This is a genomic window from Pseudomonas sp. BF-R-26 (assembly GCF_019947395.1).
GTDB lineage: Bacteria > Pseudomonadota > Gammaproteobacteria > Pseudomonadales > Pseudomonadaceae > Aquipseudomonas > Aquipseudomonas farris.
On the sequence record NZ_JAGYGK010000004.1, the window covers coordinates 112,721 to 135,297 of the forward strand.

At 59.7% G+C, this 22,577-nt stretch carries 17 protein-coding genes; 4 read left to right on the forward strand and 13 right to left on the reverse strand.

Features of this window, described 5'->3' with window-relative positions:
* Positions 1–157: 157 nt before the first annotated feature.
* The 10 genes from glgX to KGB18_RS06595 all read right to left on the reverse strand — a co-directional run bounded on the left by glgX (position 158) and on the right by KGB18_RS06595 (position 14,638).
* Positions 158–2,317, reverse strand: a complete 2,160-nt coding sequence (glgX, locus tag KGB18_RS06550) for a glycogen debranching protein GlgX (protein WP_038983511.1) — start codon at positions 2,315–2,317, stop codon at positions 158–160.
* Between the two features lie 128 nt (positions 2,318–2,445).
* The gene (locus tag KGB18_RS06555; protein ID WP_123722943.1) at positions 2,446–2,778 is read right to left on the reverse strand and encodes a DUF2934 domain-containing protein; all 333 of its coding nucleotides are present in this window, start codon (positions 2,776–2,778) and stop codon (positions 2,446–2,448) included.
* Between the two features lie 21 nt (positions 2,779–2,799).
* Positions 2,800–5,598, reverse strand: a complete 2,799-nt coding sequence (locus KGB18_RS06560; RefSeq protein ID WP_223569562.1) for a malto-oligosyltrehalose synthase — start codon at positions 5,596–5,598, stop codon at positions 2,800–2,802.
* Entirely contained in the window at positions 5,595–7,673 is a 2,079-nt protein-coding gene (gene malQ / locus KGB18_RS06565; protein ID WP_201060337.1) for a 4-alpha-glucanotransferase, read from the reverse strand. The genes KGB18_RS06560 and malQ overlap by 4 nt, the downstream gene beginning before the upstream one ends.
* Positions 7,670–9,466, reverse strand: a complete 1,797-nt coding sequence (treZ, locus tag KGB18_RS06570) for a malto-oligosyltrehalose trehalohydrolase (protein WP_201060338.1) — start codon at positions 9,464–9,466, stop codon at positions 7,670–7,672. The genes malQ and treZ overlap by 4 nt, the downstream gene beginning before the upstream one ends.
* 13 nt (positions 9,467–9,479) lie before the next feature.
* Positions 9,480–11,066 (reverse strand): glycogen synthase GlgA, encoded by a 1,587-nt coding sequence (gene glgA / locus KGB18_RS06575; RefSeq protein WP_123722939.1) that lies wholly within the window; start codon positions 11,064–11,066, stop codon positions 9,480–9,482.
* Between the two features lie 595 nt (positions 11,067–11,661).
* The gene (locus KGB18_RS06580) at positions 11,662–12,615 is read right to left on the reverse strand and encodes a D-2-hydroxyacid dehydrogenase family protein (RefSeq protein ID WP_223569563.1); all 954 of its coding nucleotides are present in this window, start codon (positions 12,613–12,615) and stop codon (positions 11,662–11,664) included.
* A gap of 13 nt (positions 12,616–12,628) precedes the next feature.
* Positions 12,629–13,672 (reverse strand): alpha/beta fold hydrolase, encoded by a 1,044-nt coding sequence (locus KGB18_RS06585; protein ID WP_123722937.1) that lies wholly within the window; start codon positions 13,670–13,672, stop codon positions 12,629–12,631.
* 85 nt (positions 13,673–13,757) lie between these two features.
* A complete protein-coding gene (locus tag KGB18_RS06590; RefSeq protein ID WP_123722936.1) occupies positions 13,758–14,192 on the reverse strand; it encodes a YqaA family protein in 435 nt (144 codons plus the stop codon).
* Complete coding sequence (locus tag KGB18_RS06595) at positions 14,192–14,638, reverse strand: DUF411 domain-containing protein (protein ID WP_123722935.1); 447 nt, start codon at positions 14,636–14,638, stop codon at positions 14,192–14,194. Before KGB18_RS06595 ends, KGB18_RS06590 begins: the two co-directional genes overlap by 1 nt.
* 581 nt (positions 14,639–15,219) lie before the next feature.
* Between KGB18_RS06595 and KGB18_RS06600 the strand changes: the two genes are divergently transcribed.
* Positions 15,220–15,750, forward strand: a complete 531-nt coding sequence (locus KGB18_RS06600) for a hypothetical protein (protein WP_123722934.1) — start codon at positions 15,220–15,222, stop codon at positions 15,748–15,750.
* Between the two features lie 49 nt (positions 15,751–15,799).
* Here the strand turns inward: KGB18_RS06600 and KGB18_RS06605 are convergent, their stop codons facing one another.
* The gene (locus tag KGB18_RS06605) at positions 15,800–16,795 is read right to left on the reverse strand and encodes an aldo/keto reductase (RefSeq protein WP_123722933.1); all 996 of its coding nucleotides are present in this window, start codon (positions 16,793–16,795) and stop codon (positions 15,800–15,802) included.
* A 119-nt stretch (positions 16,796–16,914) separates the two neighbouring features.
* Between KGB18_RS06605 and KGB18_RS06610 the strand changes: the two genes are divergently transcribed.
* Together KGB18_RS06610 and KGB18_RS06615 are read left to right on the forward strand one after the other, a co-directional pair.
* Entirely contained in the window at positions 16,915–17,841 is a 927-nt protein-coding gene (locus tag KGB18_RS06610; protein ID WP_123722932.1) for a LysR family transcriptional regulator, read from the forward strand.
* Positions 17,842–18,148: 307 nt separating this feature from the next.
* On the forward strand, positions 18,149–18,337 hold the full coding sequence (locus tag KGB18_RS06615; RefSeq protein ID WP_007901365.1) for a hypothetical protein: 189 nt from the start codon (positions 18,149–18,151) through the stop codon (positions 18,335–18,337).
* On the opposite strand, the gene KGB18_RS06620 is transcribed toward KGB18_RS06615, so the two are convergent.
* Positions 18,327–18,728, reverse strand: a complete 402-nt coding sequence (locus tag KGB18_RS06620; RefSeq protein ID WP_123722931.1) for a fe2+ zn2+ uptake regulation protein — start codon at positions 18,726–18,728, stop codon at positions 18,327–18,329. The genes KGB18_RS06615 and KGB18_RS06620 overlap by 11 nt on opposite strands.
* Before the next feature lie 225 nt (positions 18,729–18,953).
* On the opposite strand from KGB18_RS06620, the gene KGB18_RS06625 reads away from it, so the two are divergent.
* Positions 18,954–21,299, forward strand: coding sequence for an acylase (locus tag KGB18_RS06625; protein ID WP_223569564.1), 2,346 nt, complete (start codon positions 18,954–18,956; stop codon positions 21,297–21,299).
* A gap of 55 nt (positions 21,300–21,354) precedes the next feature.
* On the opposite strand, the gene KGB18_RS06630 is transcribed toward KGB18_RS06625, so the two are convergent.
* The gene (locus KGB18_RS06630; RefSeq protein WP_123722929.1) at positions 21,355–22,356 is read right to left on the reverse strand and encodes a FecR family protein; all 1,002 of its coding nucleotides are present in this window, start codon (positions 22,354–22,356) and stop codon (positions 21,355–21,357) included.
* Positions 22,357–22,577: the final 221 nt, after the last annotated feature.

The following is a 22,577-nucleotide window of genomic DNA, read 5'->3' on the forward strand; positions in this document are numbered from 1 at the left end:
GGCTGCGTTCGGCTGCGCAGCAGTCGTGAATCCGGCTGACGCGGTTTGCCTGATGCATCGCAAGCTCTGGTTTGACGACTGCTGCGCAGCCGAACGCAGCCTCGCAGGCTCGGCAGCTGCTACAGATGGCATTACGGCTCACCCCTGAAGGTCCCTTTTACTCGTCCTCTTCGCGCTGCAATTCGAACAGCAGCAGCGAACGGCCGGTGACTGAATATTCGTGACCGAACTCGAAGCGTTCCTGGCCACGAATCGACGGCTGATTGGTGTCGATCATGCAGGTCCAGAAACCGCCGTCAGGCACTTCCGGCAGCAGGAAGTTGACGATGTCATGGTGGGCGTTGACCACCAGCAGCAGGGTCGCGTCGGCGCCCTTGCGGCGAATGCCGGTTTCCTGGGCGCGGCCATCGAGCAGCATGCCCAGGCAACGACCGTGGCCTTCCTCCCATTGTTCGGTGGACATTTCGCTGCCGTCCGGGGCCAGCCAGGTCACGTCCTTGACGCCGATGTCTTCGTTGTAATTGCCCACCAGGAAGCGCCCGCGACGGAGGATCGGATAGGCCAGGCGCAACTTGATCAGGCGTTTGACGAACTTGAGCAGCGCCTTACCGTCTTCGCTCAGGTCCCAATTGACCCAGCCGATCTCGCTGTCCTGGCAATAGGCGTTGTTATTACCTTCCTGGGTGCGGGCGAACTCATCGCCGGCCACCAGCATCGGCGTGCCCTGGGACAGCAGCAACGTGGCGAAGAAGTTACGCATTTGCCGCTGGCGCAGCTCGTTGATCTCGGGATCGTCGGTCGGGCCTTCGACGCCATGGTTCCAGGACAGGTTGTTGTTGCTGCCGTCCTGATTGTTTTCGTCGTTGGCTTCGTTGTGTTTGTCGTTGTACGACACCAGGTCGTTCATCGTGAAACCGTCGTGGGCGGTGACGAAGTTCACTGAAGCATACGGCCGCCGGCCACGCTGATTGAACATTTCGCCGGAGGCGGTCATGCGACTGGCGAAGTCCGCCAGTTGGCCGTCGTCGCCTTTCCAGAACGCGCGCACGGTGTCGCGGAATTTGTCATTCCACTCAACCCAACCCGGCGGAAAGTTCCCGACTTGATAGCCCCCGGGGCCGCAATCCCAGGCTTCTGCAATCATCTTCACCTGACGCAGCACCGGGTCCTGACGGCAGGCCACGAGAAAGCTGTGACGCTCATCGAAACCGTCGTGGTAGCGGCCAAGAATGGTCGCCAGGTCAAAACGGAAACCGTCCACATGCATTTCCGTGGCCCAGTAACGCAGGGAGTCGGTGACCATTTGCAGCACGCACGGGTGACTCAGGTCCAGGGTGTTGCCGGTCCCGGAATCGTTGATGTAGTAGCGCTTGTCGTCGGGCATCAAGCGGTAGTAAGAGGCGTTGTCGATGCCGCGCATCGACAGGGTCGGGCCTTGTTCGTTGCCCTCGGCGGTGTGGTTGTAGACCACGTCGAGGATCACTTCCAGATTGGCCTCGTGCAGGTGCGCGACCATCTCCTTGAACTCGGCGATCTTGCCGCTGGCCAGGTAGCGTGGGTCCGGGGCAAAGAACGCGATGCTGTTGTAACCCCAGTAATTGGTCATGCCTTTGTGTAGCAGATGCTGGTCATTGACGAAGGCATGAATGGGTAGCAATTCCACGGTCGACACGCCGAGCTTGCGGATGTGTTCCAGCACGTCATCGACCATCAACCCGGCGAAGGTGCCACGCAGGTTCTCGGGGACGGAGGGGTGACGCATGCTGATACCGCGTACGTGTGTTTCATAAATGATCGTTTTATCCCACGGCACGCTGACACGATGGTCATGACCCCAGGTGTGAGCCGGGTCGATCACTTTGCATTTGGGCACGAAGGGCGCGCTGTCCCGTTCATCGAAACTGAGGTCGGCGTCAGGGTGGCCGATGGTGTAGCCGAACAACGCTTCGGACCATTTCAATCGACCGACCAATTGCTTGGCGTAGGGATCGATCAGCAGCTTGTTGGGGTTGAAACGATGACCGTTGGCCGGGTCGTAAGGACCGTACACGCGATAGCCGTAGATCAACCCCGGGTGGGCGTCGGGCAAGTAGCCGTGGTAGATCTCATCGGTGTATTCCGGTAGCTCGATACGCTCGAGTTCCACCTCGCCGGAATCGTCGAAGATGCACAGTTCGACCTTGGTCGCGTTAGCAGAAAACAGCGCGAAATTGACCCCCAGGCCATCCCAGGTCGCGCCTAGCGGGAAGGGCAAGCCTTCACGGATTCGCGAAGCCTCGGCACGAGGTTCGGGCGCGGTTTTCTTTGGACTGCTCATAGTTGCTCCTGCATGGGGTGACGGTACTCGACTGCGATGAACCGTGGCTCTGGTTTTTTTCGAGGGCGAGCGCGCCCTCGGAGGCGAGAGACACGCCACAAATCAAGCGAGGCAAGGCGATAAGCGCGTCAGGTCGTTGGCGGTTTGCGCGCAGCGCGTGGCTTTTTCTCGACGTTTTTTTCGCCAAGCGGGGTCACTGTCGAAGCAGAGGGTTTGGCTTTGGCCTTGGTTTTGGGTTCGACGCCTTTGGCATTGAGCTTGCCGTCGGGCTTGCCGACCGTGGACTTGGTGCCGACGCGTTTGCTGCCGGTCGCTTTCGATGACTTGCCGGGAGCCAGTGCTTCGGCTTCGGCCAGTTTGCAGGCCATCTCCCAATGGCGTTTTTCCTGGCCCACGGGTTTCCCTTCGGACTCCCAGATTTGATAGGCAAATTCGCGGATGCGTTTATCGTCGGTACTCATCGCAATGCTCCTGAACTGAACTCAAGCTTGGGTAGTTTGGATAAAGAGATTGACCGGGAAATTCCCCAGCGCGGTGCTGACCAACAGTTCCCTGTGTTTTGTGACTATGACGCTTGCAAAAAGTCCCTTCAGATTTTCTTCAGGGACGGCGAACGGCAACTTGACCCGTGTATCGCCCCAGAGTGGCGCGTCAATCTGTGGTTCGGCACTGTTTTCCAGCAGTTCGGCACAGCGTATCGGTACTATCACGATAGCCCGTTTTCCCTGCCATTCACGAGCAAACGCCAGTACCCGGTGAGCCTGGCTGCCAAGGACTTCAAGAGCTTGATAAGTCCCTTTTTGAAACAGCCCGGCATGCTCGGCACGTCGGTTTAACGCTTGGGCGATCAAGGTTTGCTTGATGCGCCCGTCACGCCAGTTCGCCAACAGATAGGGCAGGTCCAATCGTACGTGCATGGCCTGCTGACGGCTGACGTAATCCACCGGCCGGCGGTTGTCCGGATCGACCAGCGTGAAGTCCCAGAACTCATTGCCCTGATAGAGATCCGGTACCCCCGGCACGGTCATTCGCAGCAAGGTTTGCGCCAAGCCATTCAACGCGCCCGGGGCGGCGATGCTCTGCGCCGCCGCACGGATGGCCGTGCGCAGTGGCTGGCCTTCGGGGCTGAGCAGCAGGCGTTCGAGAAACCCATGGGTCGCCTGTTCATATCCCTCGTTGGGTGCGCTCCAGCTGCTTTGCAACTTGGCTTCGCGCAGGGCTTTCTGTTGCCACTGCCAGAGGCGCTGGGCGTAGTTCTCGAGCGCCACCTGATCATCGCTGCGAAGCTCCAGCGGCCAACTGCCGAGGATCGCTTGATAGAGAATCAGCTCATCGCCCGCCGAGGGTGCGCCGGGTTCAGTGCGCAATTCGTCGGCCAGGGTTCGCCAGTGTTCGACCTGTTCGGCATACCAGGCGCTGCGCTCGCTCAACACCGCCAGCCGCGCGCGGGTGTCTTCGCCGCGTTTGTGGTCGTGGGTCGCGGTGGCCAGCAGGTTGTCGGGGAATTCGGCAAGGCGATTGACGCAGGCAGCATGGAAGTCGGAAACCGGCGCACTGAACTGCTCGGTGTTGTAGCCGACATCGTTACGCGACAGCAGCACCGCCGAGCGATAAAGCGCGGTGTCTTCCACCGCCTTGGCCGCTGCCGGTGAGGTCAGTTGCTGGAAGCGCACGCACGCATGCTTGAGCAGTTTGCGTGGGCGGCCCACCGGGTGTTTGCGCCAGGGTTGGCCACCGAGCCAGCCGGACAGGCAATCGAGCACGGGCCAGTCGGCTTCGCCAAGGGTTTGCCTTGCACCGTCCATGGCCTGCTGGAAAAACACCTCGTCCTGGGCGCAGTTTCGGCCCAGCGGGCTGATGTAAGTGCGATACACCGGGAAGTGCACGATCAGTTCCTGCAAGGCCCGCCGGATTGCGCCGAGAGTCAGATCCCGCGTCATCAGATCGTCCCGGGCCACTTGCAACAGGGCGTGGGCGACACTTTCGAAATCCCCGGCGAGGGAGCCATTGAGAATCTGCTGGCGCGCCAGTTGTGCTTCCTGACGGAAATCGGCGGGCCGTTCGCTGTGCCGGCTCCAGAGTTCACCCAAGGTCTGGGCGCCTTCGGGGTCGTGTTGCAGCAACGACAACTGGTTCATGAATTCGTAACCGGTGCTGCCATCGACAGACCAGTCGCGGTGCAGGGTTTCGCCTTCGCCGAGGATCTTCTCGACGTAGATCGGCAGGTGCCGCTGCGGTGCCAGGCTATCGACTCGGCGGCGCAATTTGCGGCAGTAACCACGCGGGTCGGCGAGGCCATCGATGTGATCGATGCGCAGCCCGTCGACGAGACCTTCGGCCACCAGCTCGAAGATTTTTGCATGGGTCGCCTCGAACACCGCCGGCCGTTCGACGCGCAGGCCGCCCAGTTCATTGATATCGAAAAAGCGCCGCCAGTTGATGTCGTCCGCCGCGGTGCGCCAGCTGGCCAGGCGATAACTCTGGCGCTCCAGCAGGTTATGCAGGCGCTGGAAACCTTCGGGGGTGAGCGAGTCGTACGCGCCGAGGGTGTACTGGATGGCATGAAGAATGGCCGGATCGCTGGCGAGTTCATGCAGCTCGGTTTTTAGCGGAACCGCCAGGCTGTGCGCGTCGGTCTGGTAGCTCAAGGTACTGAAGCGGTCTGCCAGGGATTTGAGCTGCTCGACCTGCTCGGCATTCAATTGATCATCGGCCTTGAGCAGTTCGCCGTAGTTCGTGGGGCAAATCGGGAAGTGATGTTCGTAGTGCTCGACATAAAAAGCACCGCGCCGGGCATCGAAACGTAAGGGCAGGGTGCCGTCCTGCAGGGCGATGCCGTAATCACTGCCCAAAAACGGCAGCAGCAATTGGCCTTCCATCAACGGGTCGGGCGAGTGCCATTGAATGTCGAAGAACTCGCCGTAAGGGCTCAGGCGCCCCCATTCCAGCAAGTCGAGCCACCAAGGGTTGTCGCCACCGCCAACGGCCATGTGATTGGAGACGATGTCGAGGATCAGTCCCATGTTCTGTTCGCGCAATGCACCGACCAAACGGCGCAATGCCGCTTCGCCGCCCAGTTCAGGGTTGACCGTGGTCGGGTCCACTACGTCGTAGCCATGCATGGACCCCGCGCGGGCGGCGAGCAGCGGCGAGGCATAGACGTGGCTGATGCCCAGGCTGGCGAAGTACGGCACCAGCGGCACCGCCTGATCCAGAGTGAAACCTTTATGAAATTGCAGCCGCAGAGTCGCCCGCAGCGGTTGGATGAACGGTTGATTCATTGGTCACGCTCGGCCGCCTGAAGTCGCGCACAGGCGAGCAGTTCCAGGCGCCGGGCGGCGTCCGGATCATCGAGCAGGGCTTCGCTGTCGCCGGGCAGCCTGCGGGACCAGTTGGGATGGGTGTCGGTGGTGCCGGGCAGGTTGGCCTGCTGTTCGATACCCAAGGCATCTTCCATTGGCAGCAATACCAGCGGCGCGCGGGTATGGCCGAGGAAGCGAATCGCGGCGTCGAGCACCTGATCGGTTTCGTGGGACTCTTCGCGGAAATTCTGCGGGTCCTCGCTCAGCACCCGGCGCAAACCTTCGCGTTCGCGTTCACGGTGTTGGCGCCATTCGATTTCCCCCGGGGCGTCGACCAGATTCAAGCGCGCGCTCCAGTCGATATCGCGGCCATGCCACCAACCATTGAGCGTCGGCAGGTCATGGGTGCTGGTGGTTGCCAAGGCGTTGTCCGGCCAGTCGAGAATCGGCTTGAAGTGAGTATTGTCCTGTTCGAACAGCAGCACGCGCATGCCGAGAATCGAGCGCGCGATGAGTTTCTCGCGCAGACCCTCGGGCACGGTGCCGAGGTCTTCGCCGAGGACGATGGCCTGATGTCGATGGGATTCGAGGGTCAGCAAGCGCAGCAGGTCGTCCACCGGGTAATAGAGGTAGGCACCGTCGCTGGGCGGCGCGTCGTTGGGGATCACCCACAGTCGTTGCAGCCCCATGACGTGATCGATACGCAGGCCGCCGGCATGGGCGAAGTTGGCCCGCAGCATTTCGATGAACGCGCGAAAGCCGTTGCGCACCAGACCTTCGGGGGAGAACGCGGAAATGCCCCAGCCCTGGCCGGAACGGTTGAGGATGTCCGGTGGCGCACCCACGGTCAGTGAGGCGAGCAATTCGTCCTGACGACTCCAGGCCTGGCTGCCGCCGCCGTCAGCGCCAACGGCCAGGTCGGCGATGAGGCCGATGCCCATGCCGGCACCGCGGGCGGCGGCCTGGGCGCGCTCCAGGCTGCGCGCAATCAGCCATTGGCAAAATGCGTAGTAACCGATACGGGTCGAGTTTTCTTCGGCAAAATGCGCCAGGGCGGTGCTGCGCGGGTCACGCCATTGCTCGGGCCACTCGCGCCAGTCGAGGCTTTCACCGCGCTGCGCACGGGCTTCCTGGATCGCTTCGAAGCGGCAATGATTTTCCAGCGCTTCGCCACCGGCATGGCGGAAGCTGCTGAAGTCCGGGTGCAAGGGGTGTTCGCCGTGGGTGAATCCTTCGTACAAGGCTTCGAGCAAGCGGTGCTTGGCTTCGGCGGCGGTGGGCCAATCGATCAGCTGCAGTTTTTCCAGGTGCTTGAGCTCAGCGGCAAGGCCGGTGGCGTCGATCGCGGTGCGTAGGGCGCGCTCACCGAGGATCGCTCCGGGCGCCGCGTACAGGCTATTGAGGAACAAACGGCTGGACGGCGAGTAAGGGCTGTAACGCTGGGTGTCGCCGCTGAACATCGCATGCAGCGGGCTGATCGCCAACGCTTCGGCGCCCCGTTCGCCGGCCACCCGGGCCAGATCTTCGAGGGCTTGGGTATCGCCGAAACCGCCATCGCCGGGGCGACGCAGCGAGTACAACTGCACGCTCAGGCCCCAGGCGCGCGGGTTTTTACTGTCAACCGCGTCGCCGACGCTGTAGCAGTGCTGGGGTGCCACCGCCAGGGTGAAGGATTGATCGTCGATGCTGACGTGCTGATAACCTACCGGCACCAGCCCGGGCAACATAGCGTTGTCATCGAGCTTCAAGTTGATCCGTGAGCCGTCTTCGAGATGGATCTCACACGGGGTTTGCGGTTCGAAGTAGTGGGCCAGGTCAAGGCCGACGCCCACGTCGCAGGTCAGCAGCGGTGGCAGGTGCCGGGTTTGTTGCACCTCTTGCAGTTGCAACAGGCTGGCGTCGATTTCCTGGGCGGTGCCGGCGGGATGGCCAAGCCCGGCCAGCACCGAGCGCAACACCGCCGGGGTCACTTTCTGTGGACGGCCATTGGCATCGATCCAGTCGACGGCCAGGCCTGCTCGGCTGGCCAGTATTTCCAGTTGCGCATTGCTCATGGGCGCTCTCCATCCGGGGGTAGCAAAGGGGCTGCGGCCGTGAGGCTGACTAGCGCGCAATACGGGGCAAGCATGCCCTGATTCAACAGACCGGCCGATTGTGGCGGGTGTTCGAACAGCAATGTCGCGTCGGCCTGTGGGGTGTGGACCACGGGCGCATCGCTGAGGTTCAGGTCAATGCGCAACTGACTGCCATCGCCCAGCCGCCAGCGCGCCGTCACCGCGCCCTCGGCCAGTACCTGCGCGCCCAGCGCCTGGGCGCCGGGCAGGTGCGGGATGATGTGTCGGTGGCGGATCTGCAGCAGTTGGCGATACAGAGCGTAAATCGGCGATTGGCGGCTGGTGGTCAGTTTCGGCCGTGAAGCTTCGAAGGTCTGCGTCGCGTTCGGGTCGGGAATCTGCTCGCGTTTGTGCGGATCGGCAAAGGCGCTGAACGCTGCGAACTCGTTGCGTCGTCCTTCGCGCACCAGTTCCGCCAATTCGCCGTGGTGACTGGTGAAGAACAGGAACGGTTGCTCGGCGGCAAATTCGTCGCCCATGAACATCAGCGGGATCATCGGCGACAACAGCAGCAACGCGGTGGCGGCGTAAAGGGCATCAGGATGGGCCAGTTGATGCAGGCGCTCGCCAAAGGCGCGGTTGCCGATTTGGTCGTGGTTCTGCAGAAAAAGCACGAAGGCTGTAGGAGGCAAGTGACCGCTCGGCTCACCGCGCGCTGTACCGTCGCGGGTGATGTGGCCCTGAAACACGAAGCCCTGGCTCAGGCAGCGGGCGAGCTGTTCGGTGGGCTGCTCGGCATAATCGGCGTAATAGGCATCGGTTTCACCCGTGAGTAGAACGTGCAGGGCATTATGGCCATCGTCGTTCCACTGCGCGTCGAAACCTTGCTCCAGCAGACTGGCCTGGTTGTGCTCGTTTTCCGCCATGAGCCACACGTGTCGCGCCGGATCGGTTTGTCGCCGCACCCGTTGCGCCAACTCCTGAAGAAAGTCCGGGTCTTCGATGGCATGCACCGCGTCCAGGCGCAGACCGTCGAAGCGGTATTCCAGCAACCACATCAGCGCGTTGTCGATAAAAAAGTCGCGCACCTCGCGCCGCCGGAAGTCGATCGCCGCGCCCCACGGGGTGTGTTTGTCTTCGCGGAAAAAGCCTTTGGCGTAGCGGTGCAGGTAATTGCCGTCGGGGCCGAAGTGGTTGTAGACCACATCGAGAATCACCGCCAAACCATGGCCGTGGGCCGTGTCGATCAGGTGTTTGAGTTGTTCGGGCGAGCCGTAGGAGGCTTGAGGTGCGTAAAGCAAAACCCCGTCATAGCCCCAGTTACGCTCGCCGGGGAACTGCGCCAGCGGCATCAGTTCGATGGCGGTAATACCCAGCTCGACCAGGTGTTCCAAATGCTGCTCAACCTGGCTGAAACCACCGAGTGCACCAACGTGCAGTTCGTAGATCACCGCTTCATTCCACGGTCGACCTTGCCAGGCGCTGTGTTGCCACCGATAGGCGAGGGGATCGACCACCACGCTGTGGCTGTTGATATCGCCCGCCTGCGCGCGGGAGGCCGGGTCCGGCACCTCCAGCTCGCCATCGATGTTGTAGCGGTAGCGGGTACCCGCGGGGCAGCGGGTGTTGATCACAAACCAGCCATCGGCCTGAGGCAGCAGTGGCAGGGATTGTCCATCTTCCAGTTCGAGACTGACGAAAAACGCATCTGGCGCCCACAAGGCAAAACGCGTGTGTTCTGCGTCCAGCATGATTGCGCCGTGGGGCCAGGTCTCAAGGGTCCGTAACGGCATCGTTGAAAGCCTCTTACTGTCTGCCCGATTTTCCCAGCGCTTTAGCTACCAGTTGTTCGTAGAGTTCGGCGTAGGGTTCGACTGCCTGGCACCAGTTGAAAGGCGCCGCCATGGCTCGGCAACGCATCGCGTTGAGCAGGCCGGGGAAGGCGAACACCTTGAACGCGCGGCTCAGGGCTTCGCGATAACTCTCTACCGTGGATTCGTCGAAGAGGAAACCGGTCACGCCGTTTTCAATGGTGTCGGCCAGGCCGCCAGTATTGCGGGCCACCGGCAATGAACCGAAGCGCTGGGCGTACATCTGGCTCAGGCCGCAGGGTTCGTAACGCGAAGGCATCAGCAGGAAATCGCTGCCGGCGAACATCCGTCGGGCGTCGGTTTCATTGAAGCCGATGTGCACGCCGACTTGCCCGGGGAAGCGCAACGCCAGTTCGCGCATGGCTTGTTCTTCTTCCGGTTCGCCACGGCCGATGATCGCGATTTGCCCGCCGTTGTCGACAATGTATTCGGCCACTGCTTCGGTCAGGTCCAGGCCTTTCTGGTAGACCAGCCGCGAAACCACGGCGAACAGCGGACCTTCGGAGTCTTCGAGGTCGAACAGCCTGCGAACATGCATGGCATTAACAGCTTTACCGTCCCAATCGCCGATGCCGAACGGGTGGAACAGGTGCGGATCGGTCGCCGCATCCCAGCTTTCATCGATGCCATTGGGAATTCCGCTGAGCAGACCTTGCTGGGTCTTGGCGGCGAGAAAACCGTCGAGGCCGCAGCCGAAGGCTGGCGTGGTGATTTCCTGGGCATAGGTTGCGCTGACGGTGGTGATGTGGCTCGAGTAAGCCATGCCGGCCTTGAGGAACGACATCTTGCCGTAGAACTCCATGCCTTCCTGTTGCAAGGCATGCATGGGGATACCGAGTTCCGGGCACGAGCCTAGGCTGGTGACGCCCTGGTATGCCAGGTTGTGGATGGTGAACAGGGTCGGGGTGCGTTGGCCACGCCAGTGCATATAGGCCGGTGCCAGGCCAGCGGGCCAGTCGTGGGCGTGCACCAGGTCCGGGCACCAGTGAATTTGTGCGAGGTTGGCGGCGATGTCGGCCGCTGCGAGGCCCAGCCGGGCGAAACGAATATGGTTGTCCGGCCAGTCGCGGCCGTTGTTGGCGCCGTAGGGTGAACCTTCGCGCTCGTACAATTCAGGGCAGATCAACACGTAAATGACCAGGCCGTCGGGCATGTCCATGCGCCCGATCTTGCAGGGCGGCAATGCTGCGTGCCCGCCCAGTTCACCAATGATATGAATCGGGTTTTCGCTGTTCATCACTTGCGGATAACCGGGGATCAACACACGCACATCGTGCAGATGCGCCATGGCCCGGGGAAGTGCGGCGGAAACGTCGCCAAGACCTCCGGTCTTTACCAGGTCGGCCATCTCCGAGGTGACGAACAGGACTCTCTTCTTGTTGGGATTCTGACTGGCTACCGGTGCCAGCGTCTTGGGGGTCGGCATGTTGACCGATTTGGCATTGAGGACACCGACGGTGCTCGTTTCCCCGACCTGCTGATGAGCACGTTCTCCCTGGATATCTAAAGCCGCACTGATCATATGAATCTCCCGTGTTGTTGATCTAATTCTAGGCCTGGCACAAACGGTGTTCGTGGCCAAATCCTGTGGCCGGGCGCAAACGCGCTACGCATCGGTGAGCAAGTGCTGCCCATGCGCTGAAGCAGAATGGGTGAAGTGGCTGTTGCAAGGAATGCACCAGTCGCTGTGGCCCTACCTTTAACCTGACACGAGGCCAGCACCAAAAGTTTCGATTATTTTCACCGAATGACCAGCCGGTTTTACTCCGCGAAAATCAGTCTAGGCCAGAACTTAGAGCGGGGGCGGCCAACGGGTGAAATTGTTCGACAATCGGTCAAAAGAGGGTACAGGCATAGAGCTTTGCGGGGAGACGCACCGACGAAGTGCAGGTTTATTTTCTGGTGCGGGTCAAATCGGGACCGGGAGGTCACGATAATCGGGCGTGATGGGAGGTTATGTGCGCCATTGTGGTGCGAAGAATTTGGGGAGGTGTGGTGAGTTTTAGGGCCTCTTCGCGGGCAAGCCCGCTCCCACAGGATTTGTGTCGGTCACGGTATTACGGTCGATACAAATCCTGTGGGAGCGAGGCTTGCCCACGATGAACGATAACGCAGTCCTAGTTCAGAATCCGAATCGACGCCCCAGCTGCCCAGGCTTGAATGTCCTCGATCATCTGCGAAAAGAACAGTTGGTAATTCTGTCGGCTGACATACCCGACATGAGGCGTGGCCAGTACATTGTCCAGCGTTCTGAAGGGATGGTGACGGGGCAACGGCTCGTGCTCGAACACATCCAGCGCCGCGCCCGCCAGGCGTTTCTTCTGAAGTGCCTTGATCAATGCCGACTCATCGACAATCGGCCCGCGGGCGGTGTTGATCAGCCATGCCGTAGGTTTCATCCAGTCCAGTGCCTGAGCGTCCACCAGCCCTCGGCTGCGCTCGCTGAGCACCAGATGGACCGACAACACGTCGGCCTGCTCGAACAGTTCCTGCTTGCTGACATAGGTGACGTCGACTTCGGCGGCCCGTTCGGCGGTCAGGTTTTCGCTCCAGGCAATCACCCGCATGCCGAACACCTGCCCGAACCGGGCGACCCGTTGACCGATGCTGCCCAGACCGAGGATCGCCAAGGTCTTGCCCTGCAGGTCGCCGCCCAACCCTTGTTGCCACTGACCTGCGCGCAAGGCGTTGGCTTCGGCCACCAGGTTGCGGGTCGCGGCCATGATCAGCCCCCAGGTCAGTTCGGGGGCGGCATGTTTGTAACTGTCGGTGCCACAGACCTGAATGCCCAGCGCAGCGGCGGCTTTCAGGTCCAGGGCGGCGTTGCGCATGCCGCCAGTGACCAGCAGTTTGAGTGTGGGCAAGCGGCGCAGCAGGTCTTCGTCGAACCGGGTGCGCTCGCGCATCACGCAGATCACCTCGAATGCGCCGAGCCGTTCGGCCAGGGTTTCGTTGTCGGCCGGGTAGTCATGGATAAAACTCACCTGACCGATGCTGTCCAGCACCGACCAGTCCACCACGTCGCGAGCCACGTCCTGCCAGTCATCGATCACCGCAATCTGCACCGCCATCAGCCTTACCTCATCAACGAACGGGATTGGTTTTGTTCAGCCAGTCGAGCAACGCCTGATGGAATTTGGCCGGTTCCTCCATCTGCGGCGCGTGGCCAAGGCCCGGAAATTCAATCAGCGTCGACTGTGGAATCAGTTTTGCCACTTGCTTGCCGAGTACGTCGTAATGACCGATTTTCGCCTTGACCTCGGGTGGTGCGATGTCCTTGTTGATGGCCGTGGTATCGGAGGTGCCGATCAGCAGCAGGGTCGGCACTTTCAGGTCCTTGAACTCGTAGTACACCGGTTGGGTGAAGATCATGTCGTAGATCAGCGCCGAGTTCCACGCGACTGCTGTTTTGCCCGGTCCTTTGGCCAGGCCTGCGTACATGTTCACCCAACGATCAAACTCCGGCTTCCAGCGGCCATCGTAATAGGTGCTGCGTTGGTAGTCGTGGATACCCTGCGCCGTAACGTTCAGCTCACGTTCGTACCATTGATCAACCGTGCGATACGGCACGCCGAGGGCTTTCCAGTCTTCCAGGCCGATGGGATTGACCAGCGCCAGTTGTTCGACTTGATCGGGGTATTGCAACGCATAACGGGTGGCGAGCATGCCGCCGGTAGAGTGGCCGAGCAGGGTGGCGGTCTGGATGCCCAAGGCCTTGAGCAGTAGCTGGGTGTTGGTTGCCAGTTGCTGGAAACTGTATTGATAGTGGTCCGGTTTGCTGGAGGTGCAAAAGCCGATCTGGTCCGGGGCGATGACCCGGTAACCGGCCTCGCTCAGCGCCTTGATCGAGCTGTCCCAGGTGGCGCCGCAGAAGTTTTTGCCGTGCATCAGCACCACGCTGCGGCCGTTAACCTTGCCTTGGGCGGCAATGTCCATGTAACCCATCTGCAGGGATTTACCCTGGGACTCAAAGGCGAAGTGCTTGACCGTGTAGGGATACTCGAAACCCTGAAGTTCCGGACCGTATTCCGGCGTTTCGGCCTGGGTCTGGGTCTGGGCTTGGGCGAGAACCGGTAGTGCCGCCGTCAGCAGCAGGCCCGGTAACCAGCGGGAGAAAATGCGCGACATGGGTGAGCTCCACAGGAAATCTGCCGATGCTGGATCGGCATGATTAGGGTGAGATTAAACATAGGTCACGGCCCTGCATGATCGTTCAACCCATCCACCCCAGCGTAGCAAGGGCCAACACACCATAGCGGGCGCCCTTGGCGAGTGTCACGATCATCAGGAAACGCCCCAACGGCTCGCGCATGACGCCAGCCACCAGCGTCAGAGGGTCGCCGATGATCGGCACCCAGCTTAGTAGCAACGACCAGTGGCCGTAACGCTGATAGTGCTTTTGGGCTTGCTCGAGATGGCGAGGACTGACCGGAAACCAGCGCCGGTCGTGAAACCGCTCGATGCCGCGCCCTAGCCACCAGTTCAGCAGCGACCCCAGCACATTGCCCAGCGTTGCGACCGCCAGCAGCGACCAGAGCCAATACTGGTTGCTGAGCAACAGCCCCACCAGCACCGCTTCGGACTGCAGTGGCAGTAGCGTCGCGGCACCGAACGCCGCGAGAAACAGCCCGATGTATGCGCCGAACATCAATGGGCGGGGTAGTCCGCCACCACCACGTCAGTGCCGTCCTTTTTCAGGCCGATCACCTGATAGGCATCGCTCATGCCGTCCATTTCCATCCCGGGCGAGCCCATGGGCATGCCTGGGGCGGCAACACCCAACAGATCGTCACGCTTGCTCAAGGCCAGTACTTGATCGGCAGGTACATGGCCTTCAACGAATTTGCCATTGATCAGGGCAGTGTGGCAGGACGCGAGGCGAGGTGGCACGCCGTGTTGTTGCTTGAATTGGCTCATGTCGGCTTCGACATGGTCTTCAACTTTAAAACCGTTGGCTTCCAGATGGCTGACCCATTTTTTGCAGCAACCGCAGTTGGCGTCGCGGTGAACTTCGATGGGGATCAGGTCGGCGGCCTGGGCCAGGGAAGAGATGAAGAGGGCGCTCAGGGCGGCCAGACGCAGGTGGGTTCGCATGGGGATCTCGTCTCGGGTTGTGGCCAAAAAGATGCATTTTGACCCGTTTACCCAACAAAGAGACAGGGGATTGTTTCGAAGTAATACAGCGTTGGTAATCATTGTGGCGAGGGAGCTTGCTCCCGCTCGGCTGCGAAGCAGTCGCAAAACAGACGTTCGTATTCGATCTGGCTCCCCACAATGGCAGACTCGGGGCCGCTGCGCGCCCCAACGGGAGCAAGCTCCCTCGCCACAGGGGGACATGCCAGCTTGCGATCAACGAACTTTTAGCGCCAGTAAGTTAGTTTGCCCGGCACCACCGATACAAACAAACTAACCAAGACGTACATAAAGGCTTGATTAGTTATCTGCACCCATATCGAAGAGTTCGTGTAGTCCCATAAAACAAGGCGCTTTTTTGGTATGTATCGTAAATGTACAAGAATTGTAAAAAATGGAAATATTTGTTGGTGACGTTAGAGCGCGCATCGATACTCGCCCGCACTTAACTCGGTTAAACAAGGAACTTTTATGGTCGCCTCACAAGGACGTCTGTGTGTTTTGGATGATCGGCATCCCGTCACACAGTCGGGAGCCCGGTCATGACAATCGGATACACAGGTGCCTGGACGAGCAAAGCAGGTTTATTGGTCAAGGATACCGGCAGCGGCAAGCCTGTCACCCACAGCGCCAGGGTCAAGCAGATGCTGGCGCTGGTGGGAAGCAATCCCAATGCGCTGAGCACGGCGAAAATGGATGAACAGAAACTGCACAGGAACATCAAGGGTTTCGATCCGGAAAATGTCTCCGCCAGGCAACTGGGCAATCTCAGTGCCTTCTTGAGAGGCAAAGGCCTGATTTCCGATATTACTTCGATGACCTTGCTTAATGCCGGTGACAAGTTTGACCGGTTTGGCGTACAGAAAGACCCGGATGCGAAGTTCAATGCACTGGAGTATTTCGCCACGCAACTGGACACCATTCAGAACAACAGCATCAAGGGTGACAAGTACGCCATTGGCCTGATCCCGGAATACAAGACGGCGATCTACGTACTGCAGAACTTGCAAGCCTATGGCAAGGGCAACGGTACGACGGTACCTAATGACAAGGGTGTTAACGCCAAGGCGTGATCTTTGGCAGCGCTGGCCCGCTCGAACCATCGAACGGGCCGGGCACGTGTTATCGGTCAAGCAACTTCATGACTTCTTCCGGATAACGCAGGCCTGCCGTGGCATGGGCCGGGAATATCGCTTCCAGGGCCTGCAATTCTTCGTGGCTCAACTTCACGTCCAGTGCCGCCACATTTTCTTCCAGGTATTTACGCTGTTTGGTGCCTGGAATCGGGATCAGGTAATCCCCTTGGGCCAAGACCCACGCCAACGCCAGCTGGCCCGCCGTCACACCCTTGTCTGCGGCCAGGGCCTGCACCTGCTGCACCAGCAACAGGTTTTTTGCGAAGTTTTCCCCTTGAAAACGTGGACTGAAGCGACGGTAATCGTCGGCGGCGAAATCATCCGGACTTCTCAGGGCTCCGGTCAAAAAACCCCGGCCCAACGGACTGTACGGCACAAAGGCAACACCCAGGCGCTGGCACGCAGCCAGGCAACCGTTCTCCTCCTGATCGCGGCTCCACAGCGAATATTCACTTTGCAGTGCGCTGATCGGATGAACCTTGTTCGCTCGCTCCAGCGTGGCGACCGAGGCTTCACTCAATCCCAGGTAACGCACCTTGCCGGCCTTCACCAGTTCTGCCATGGCGCCGACGGTTTCCTCGATGGCCACCTGCGGATCGATGCGGTGCTGGTAATACAAATCCAGGGTTTCCACGCCAAGGCGCTTGAGGGTGCCGTCGATAGCATCGCGAATGTATTCCGGTCGCCCGTTGACGCCCCGTGCACCGGGATTGGATGGGTCGCGGACAATGCCGAACTTGCTGGCCAGAAACACCTGGTCGCGCTTGCCGACAATGGCTTTGCCGATCAACTCTTCATTGGTATGTGGGCCATACATATCTGCCGTGTCCAGCAGGTTGATCCCCAGTTCCAGCGCGCGGTGCAACGTGGCCGTGGCTTCGCGGGTGTCCACGCCGGTGGTGTAGAAGTCGGTCATGCCCATGCAGCCCAGACCGATCGCGCTCACCTGCGGACCGTTTTTGCCCAGTTGTCGTGTTTGCATGAAATCAGCTCCCTTGTGAATTGAAATCCTATTGTTCACCTCGACAGAAACAAGATAAACCGGCTAAAACTGCTATCACTATTCGTAATTTCTAAATAATTAGCCGGTAAGCCAAAGCAATGGACCGTTTCAACGCCATGCGCGTGTTCACTCGAATTGTCGAATTGGGCGGCTTCGCTAAAGCGGCAGACAGCCTGCAAATGCCTCGCGCCTCCGTGACCATTCTGATCAAGCAACTTGAAGCACATCTGGGCGTACAACTGCTGCAACGTACCACCCGGCAGATCAGCCTGACACTCGATGGCGCTGCCTATTACCCGCGTTGCGTGCGGTTGCTGGCGGATCTGGAGGAAACCGAAGCCGTGTTTTGCGCAGCTCGCCAAAACCCCAAAGGTCTGCTGCGAGTGGATATGCCGGCGGGAGTGGGGCGTTTGATCGTGATCCCGGCATTGCCGCAGTTCACTGCCCAGTATCCATTGATCGAACTGGAAATCGGTTTGAATGACCGGCCTGTGGATCTGATCCGCGAAGGTATCGATTGCGTGTTGCGAGGTGGCTCGACCCTGGACGACTCACTGGTGGCACGGCCGTTGGGCGTGATGGACCAGGTCACCTGTGCGAGCCCGGAATACTTGCAGCGTTGCGGGACTCCGCTGTGTCTGGAGGATCTGCAGGGGCACCAGATGGTGGAGTACTTTTCCAATGACACCGGCAAACGCTTTGGACTGGAATTTGTACTCGATGATCAGCTGCGGTTGATCGACCTGCCCAAGCACGTTTCGGTCAATAGCGCCGATGGCTATCTGGCGGCGTGCGAGGCGGGATATGGCTTGGTCCAGACCCCGTATTATCACGTTGCCCGCCAACTGAAGGAGGGGCGTTTGATCCAGGTCCTGAGGGACGTGCCGCCACCGGGTTTGCCGCTGACGGCGCTCTATCCTCCTCATCGCCAATTGTCCCGACGAGTGCGGGTGTTCGTCGACTGGATGGTGGAACTCTGTGCGCAGTCGGCCAATGGTTTCTATAGAAAAGACTCAAGCGCCTGAGCGAGTTCCATATTATCGATGTTGATAATAACCAGGTCCGCCACGGTCATAATGGTGGCCGCCATACCAGCCGCCGTGGGGGAAAACGATGCAGCCACTCAGGGTCAGGAGAGCGAGCAGGGGAATCAGCAGTGTGATTCGACGGAACATTTCAAAATCCTCATGGTTATCGCCGCAATGAAGTCAAAACTCCTCATCGGCTGTAACATGAGACCCCGTTTGCAGCCCCTCATTCCCGCAGTGCGGTAGGGGCTTGGTATGCAATCGGATACAAGCCGGATACATTTTTTTGGTTCAGGAACCCGCAATGACCCAGTCGCAACGTTTGAAATACTCGATTCTGATCTCCCTGGTAGTACTGGGGATCATGTTCGGCCTTTCCTGGCTGCAAAACGCAGGGATCATCACAGAGCAGCTGTTCCAGTACATCGCCATTGGCGTGGCGGTGCTCGTGGTGGTGATCAATGGCGTAATGCGTCGCAAGGTCAAGCCTTGAGCGACGCCCCCTGGCCGGGTTGTTCGCTGTAAAGGACAGCAGCGGCCTGTGGATGCAGGCTGTAGCTTTTGTCCGGATTGAGGGTGATCACGCCTTCACCGCACAAGCGTTTCAACACTTCACGGACACTGAGAAAGGACAGGGGAATGTCCAGGTCCAGCAAGTGGCTGTGCACGCCACGCACCCCCAGGCTGCGGTCGCTTTCGGCGGCGGTCAGCAAGGCGTCGATGACTTTCAGACGAATCAGGCTGGTGCGCAGGCCAAAACTCTTGAGCAGAAACCTGATCCGTTCGTTGCCGTGGCGTTCGGCTTGTTGATTGAAAACGCCTGAGCCCAGGGGGCTGGTCTTTGGCGCATGGCTACCGTCCGTTGGCAGTTGCGGGTTGTACATGCAAAAACTCCTTTTCAGAGCCTGATCCGGAAAAATGTGATGGGTGCTCTCAATCAATATGACGAACGAGCCAGGCAAATAATGAAGACCCACATGTAGAAAATTTGTCGCGGTTACGTCAGCGGCCCGTGAGCTGGGCGTGGGGACGTCCTAAATTTTTGCTGTTTGCTTCGTTTTAAGGGGAGGCGCATTGCGTGTCATACGTCTTTTCGATCAGGAGCGAGCGTGATTATTTCCAGGCAGTTAACCAGGTTGAGCCTTGCGGGTGTGTTTCTGGGGCTGAGTCTTGCAGCAAATGCGCGCAGCCAGCCAGAGCAGGCGACGGCCGAGATTCGTCGAACCAGTTTCGGCGTGCCGCATATTCGTGCCGACAACGAGCGCGGGCTCGGCTATGGCATTGGCTATGCCTACGCTCAGGACAATCTGTGCTTGCTGGCCAATGAGATCGTCACCGTCAATGGCGAGCGCTCCCGGTATTTCGGCCCGGACCAGTTTACGATCGAAGAGCGCGGGAACCTGGCCAGCGATGTGTTCTTCAACTGGCTGAACACCCCCCAGGCCGTCGCCGCTTTCTGGCAGGCGCAAACACCGGAAGTCCGCGAGCTCATCGATGGTTACGTGGCGGGTTACAACCGTTCGCTGACAGAGCGTCGAGCGCAGGGTTTGCCGCAGCAATGCCAGAGTGAATGGGTGCGCGCGATTACCGCGCAGGACTTGGTCAAGTTGACCCGACGTCTGTTGGTCGAAGGCGGCGTGGGGCAGTTTGCCGAAGCATTGGCCGGCGCTACCCCGCCGAAAGCCGTTACCCATGTGGCGGGCGAACCGGTGTCGTTCCAGCTGGCGGCTTCGCGCATGCAACGCTTTGCTCTGGATCGTGGCAGTAACGCCGTGGCGGTCGGCAGTGAACGTTCGTTCAACGGTCGCGGGATGCTGCTGGCCAATCCGCACTTTCCGTGGGTCGGTGGGATGCGTTTCTATCAGATGCACCTGACCATTCCCGGCAAACTGGACGTCATGGGCGCCGCGTTGCCCGGCCTGCCCATGATTAATATTGGTTTCAACCAGCACCTGGCGTGGACCCACACGGTGGATTCGTCCAAGCACTTCACGCTGTATCGCCTGCAACTCGATCCCAAGGATCCGACCCGTTACCTGCTGGATGGCAAGTCCTTGCCAATGAAAAAGCAGACGCTGGCGGTGAACGTGAAGCAAGCCGATGGCCAGACTCGGCAGATTTCCCATGTGGTCTACAGCTCGGAGTTCGGCCCGATTGTGCAATGGCCCGGCAAGCTGGACTGGAACAACCAGTTCGCCTACAGCCTGCGCGATGCCAACCTGGAGAACGACCGGGTCTTGCAGCAGTGGTATGCGATGAACCGTGCCGCCAGCCTCAAGGATTTGCAGGCATCGGTGCACAAGATTCAGGGGATTCCATGGGTCAATACCCTGGCGGTGGACGATCAGGGGCAGACGCTTTACATGAACCTGTCGGTGGTGCCGAACGTCAATGCCGACAAGCTGGCCAAGTGCAGCGATCCTCGGGCCGGATTACAGATGATCCTGCTCGACGGTTCCAACAGCGCCTGTGCCTGGGACATCGACCCGAACGCTGCGCAAAAAGGTATTTATGCGGCAGACAAGTTGCCGCAACTGCTGCGCAAAGACTTTGTGCAGCATTCCAATGATTCGGCCTGGATGGCCAACCCGGCACAACCGCTCACCGGTTTCTCGCCGTTGATCAGTCAGGACAATCAGCCGTTGGGGCTGCGTTCGCGTTTCGCACTGGAGCGTCTGGGCACCTTGAGCAAGGCCGGCCCTGTCGCTGCGGCAGATCTGCAACACATGGTGATGGACGATCAGGTGTATCAGGCGGCCCAAGTGATGCCGGATCTGCTGCAATTCTGTGCCGCGGACCTCGGCGTCGATGCGCCGATGCTTACGCCGTTGTGTGCCAGCCTCAAGGCCTGGGATCGCCGGGTGAATCTGGACAGTGGACTGGGCTTTGTGCATTTTCAGAATGTCATGGTGCCGTTACAGCAAATCCCTGGCATCTGGCGTGTGGCGTTCGACCCGCAGGATCCGCAAAACACACCACGTGGTCTGGCAATTGAACAGCCAGACGTCGCCAAAGCGATTCGGGCGGCGATGCTGGCCTCGGTCGAGAAGGTAAAAACCCTTGGCCTGAAAGCCGATAGCCGCTGGGGCGATATCCAGGTGGTCAGCAGCGGCGGGCAGCAAACGCCGATCCACGGCGGGCCGGGCACGCTGGGTGTGTATAACGCGATCCAGAGCGTGCCGAGAACCGACGGCAAGCGCGAAGTCGTCAGTGGCACCAGCTATTTGCAGGTGGTGACTTTCGATGACAAGGGGCCGCAAGCTCGGGGTTTGTTGGCATTCTCGTTGTCCAGTGACCCGGCGTCGAAGTACTCCCGGGACCAGACACTGGTCTTTTCGAAGAAACAGTTGAGTGTGTTGCCGTTCACCGAGCAGCAGATCACGTCCGATCCGCAGTACCAGGCTCAGACGATCCGCGAGCAGGATGAAAAAGCAGGGAAGATCGCCGCGCAGTAATCGCGACAGCGTTTGAATCAAAAGTGAAGGCCGCACCCCGCAAGGGTGGCGGCCTTCAGCTTTTTGGGGTTTGTTGCGGGATCGAATTGAGGACCGGATTGCCGTCCTTGTTGCGGGTCAGATAGACCGGCAGCACCTTGGGCAACGAAGCCACCAGGCTGTTGAGCTCTTTGATGTTGTAGATACCACCGAGGCGAATCGAGCCGGTACTGTGGTCGGCGATCATGACTGGCTTGTTCAAATAGCGATTGATCAAGGGCAGGGCATCGGTCAGCGTCAGATCATCGAGCACCAGTTTGCCGCTGCGCCAGGCCAGCGAATGGTCGTTGGCAGAGGTCTGGCTGATTTGCGGCGTGAAGTCGCCGTGTCGGTAACGTGCCTGCATGGCAGGTTCGAGACGTGAACCCTCGCCGGGCAGGGCACCGTTGCTGGTCACCAGCACAGAACCTTCGATCAGGTTCACGCGTACCTGGTCTTCATACATCCAGACATTGAATTGGGTTCCAGTGACGCGAATCCTGCCATCGGCAGCCCTGACAATGAACGGATGCTGCAGGTCATGACTGACGCTGAAGAAGGCTTCGCCTTTTTTCAGCGTGACACGACGTTGGTCCTTGTAATTGCTGAACGTCAGTTCACTGCCCAGGTTCAGCTCCACCTGGCTGCCGTCACTCAGCGTGACCTGACGAACATTGTCGGTCGCTTCGAAATGCTGATAGGCATTGGGCAGCCAACCCAGGTTCCATCCGGTATAGGCCGCCAGCGGCAACGCCAAGGCGCAGACGGTGGCGGCAATGCCGAAAGTGCGCCAAGGCATTGTCGGTTTGCCGCGAACAGCCGGCGCGGGAGATTCGGGACGAGGCAAGTCGCCCGCAACATCCCAGATCTCCAGCATGGCTTCGTACTCGAAGGCATGCAGAGGATGAGCATTGCGCCATTGCTCGAACGCCTGGCGTTCTTCGGCCGTGCAGTCAACGGCGTGCAGACGCATGCACCAGTGCGCAGCGGCATCGGTGATGGCGTCGTATTGAGCTTGCGAGAGAGAGTGGTCGGTCATTGACTCATCCTGATTTCCTGCATTCTAACCTTGAGGGGAAGTCTGCGAGAACAACCGTCATGGCAATTGCCCATCAAAGTGCGACTTATTTTTCACCCGCGCGCCCTGCAAACAGAGCGTCGCCGGGAAGTATCCATAGTTGGAGTGAAAAAATGGTCAAGGTCAGCAGGAATGATCCCTGTCCAGGACGAGAAAAGCAGGTGCAGATCGGGGTGACCTGC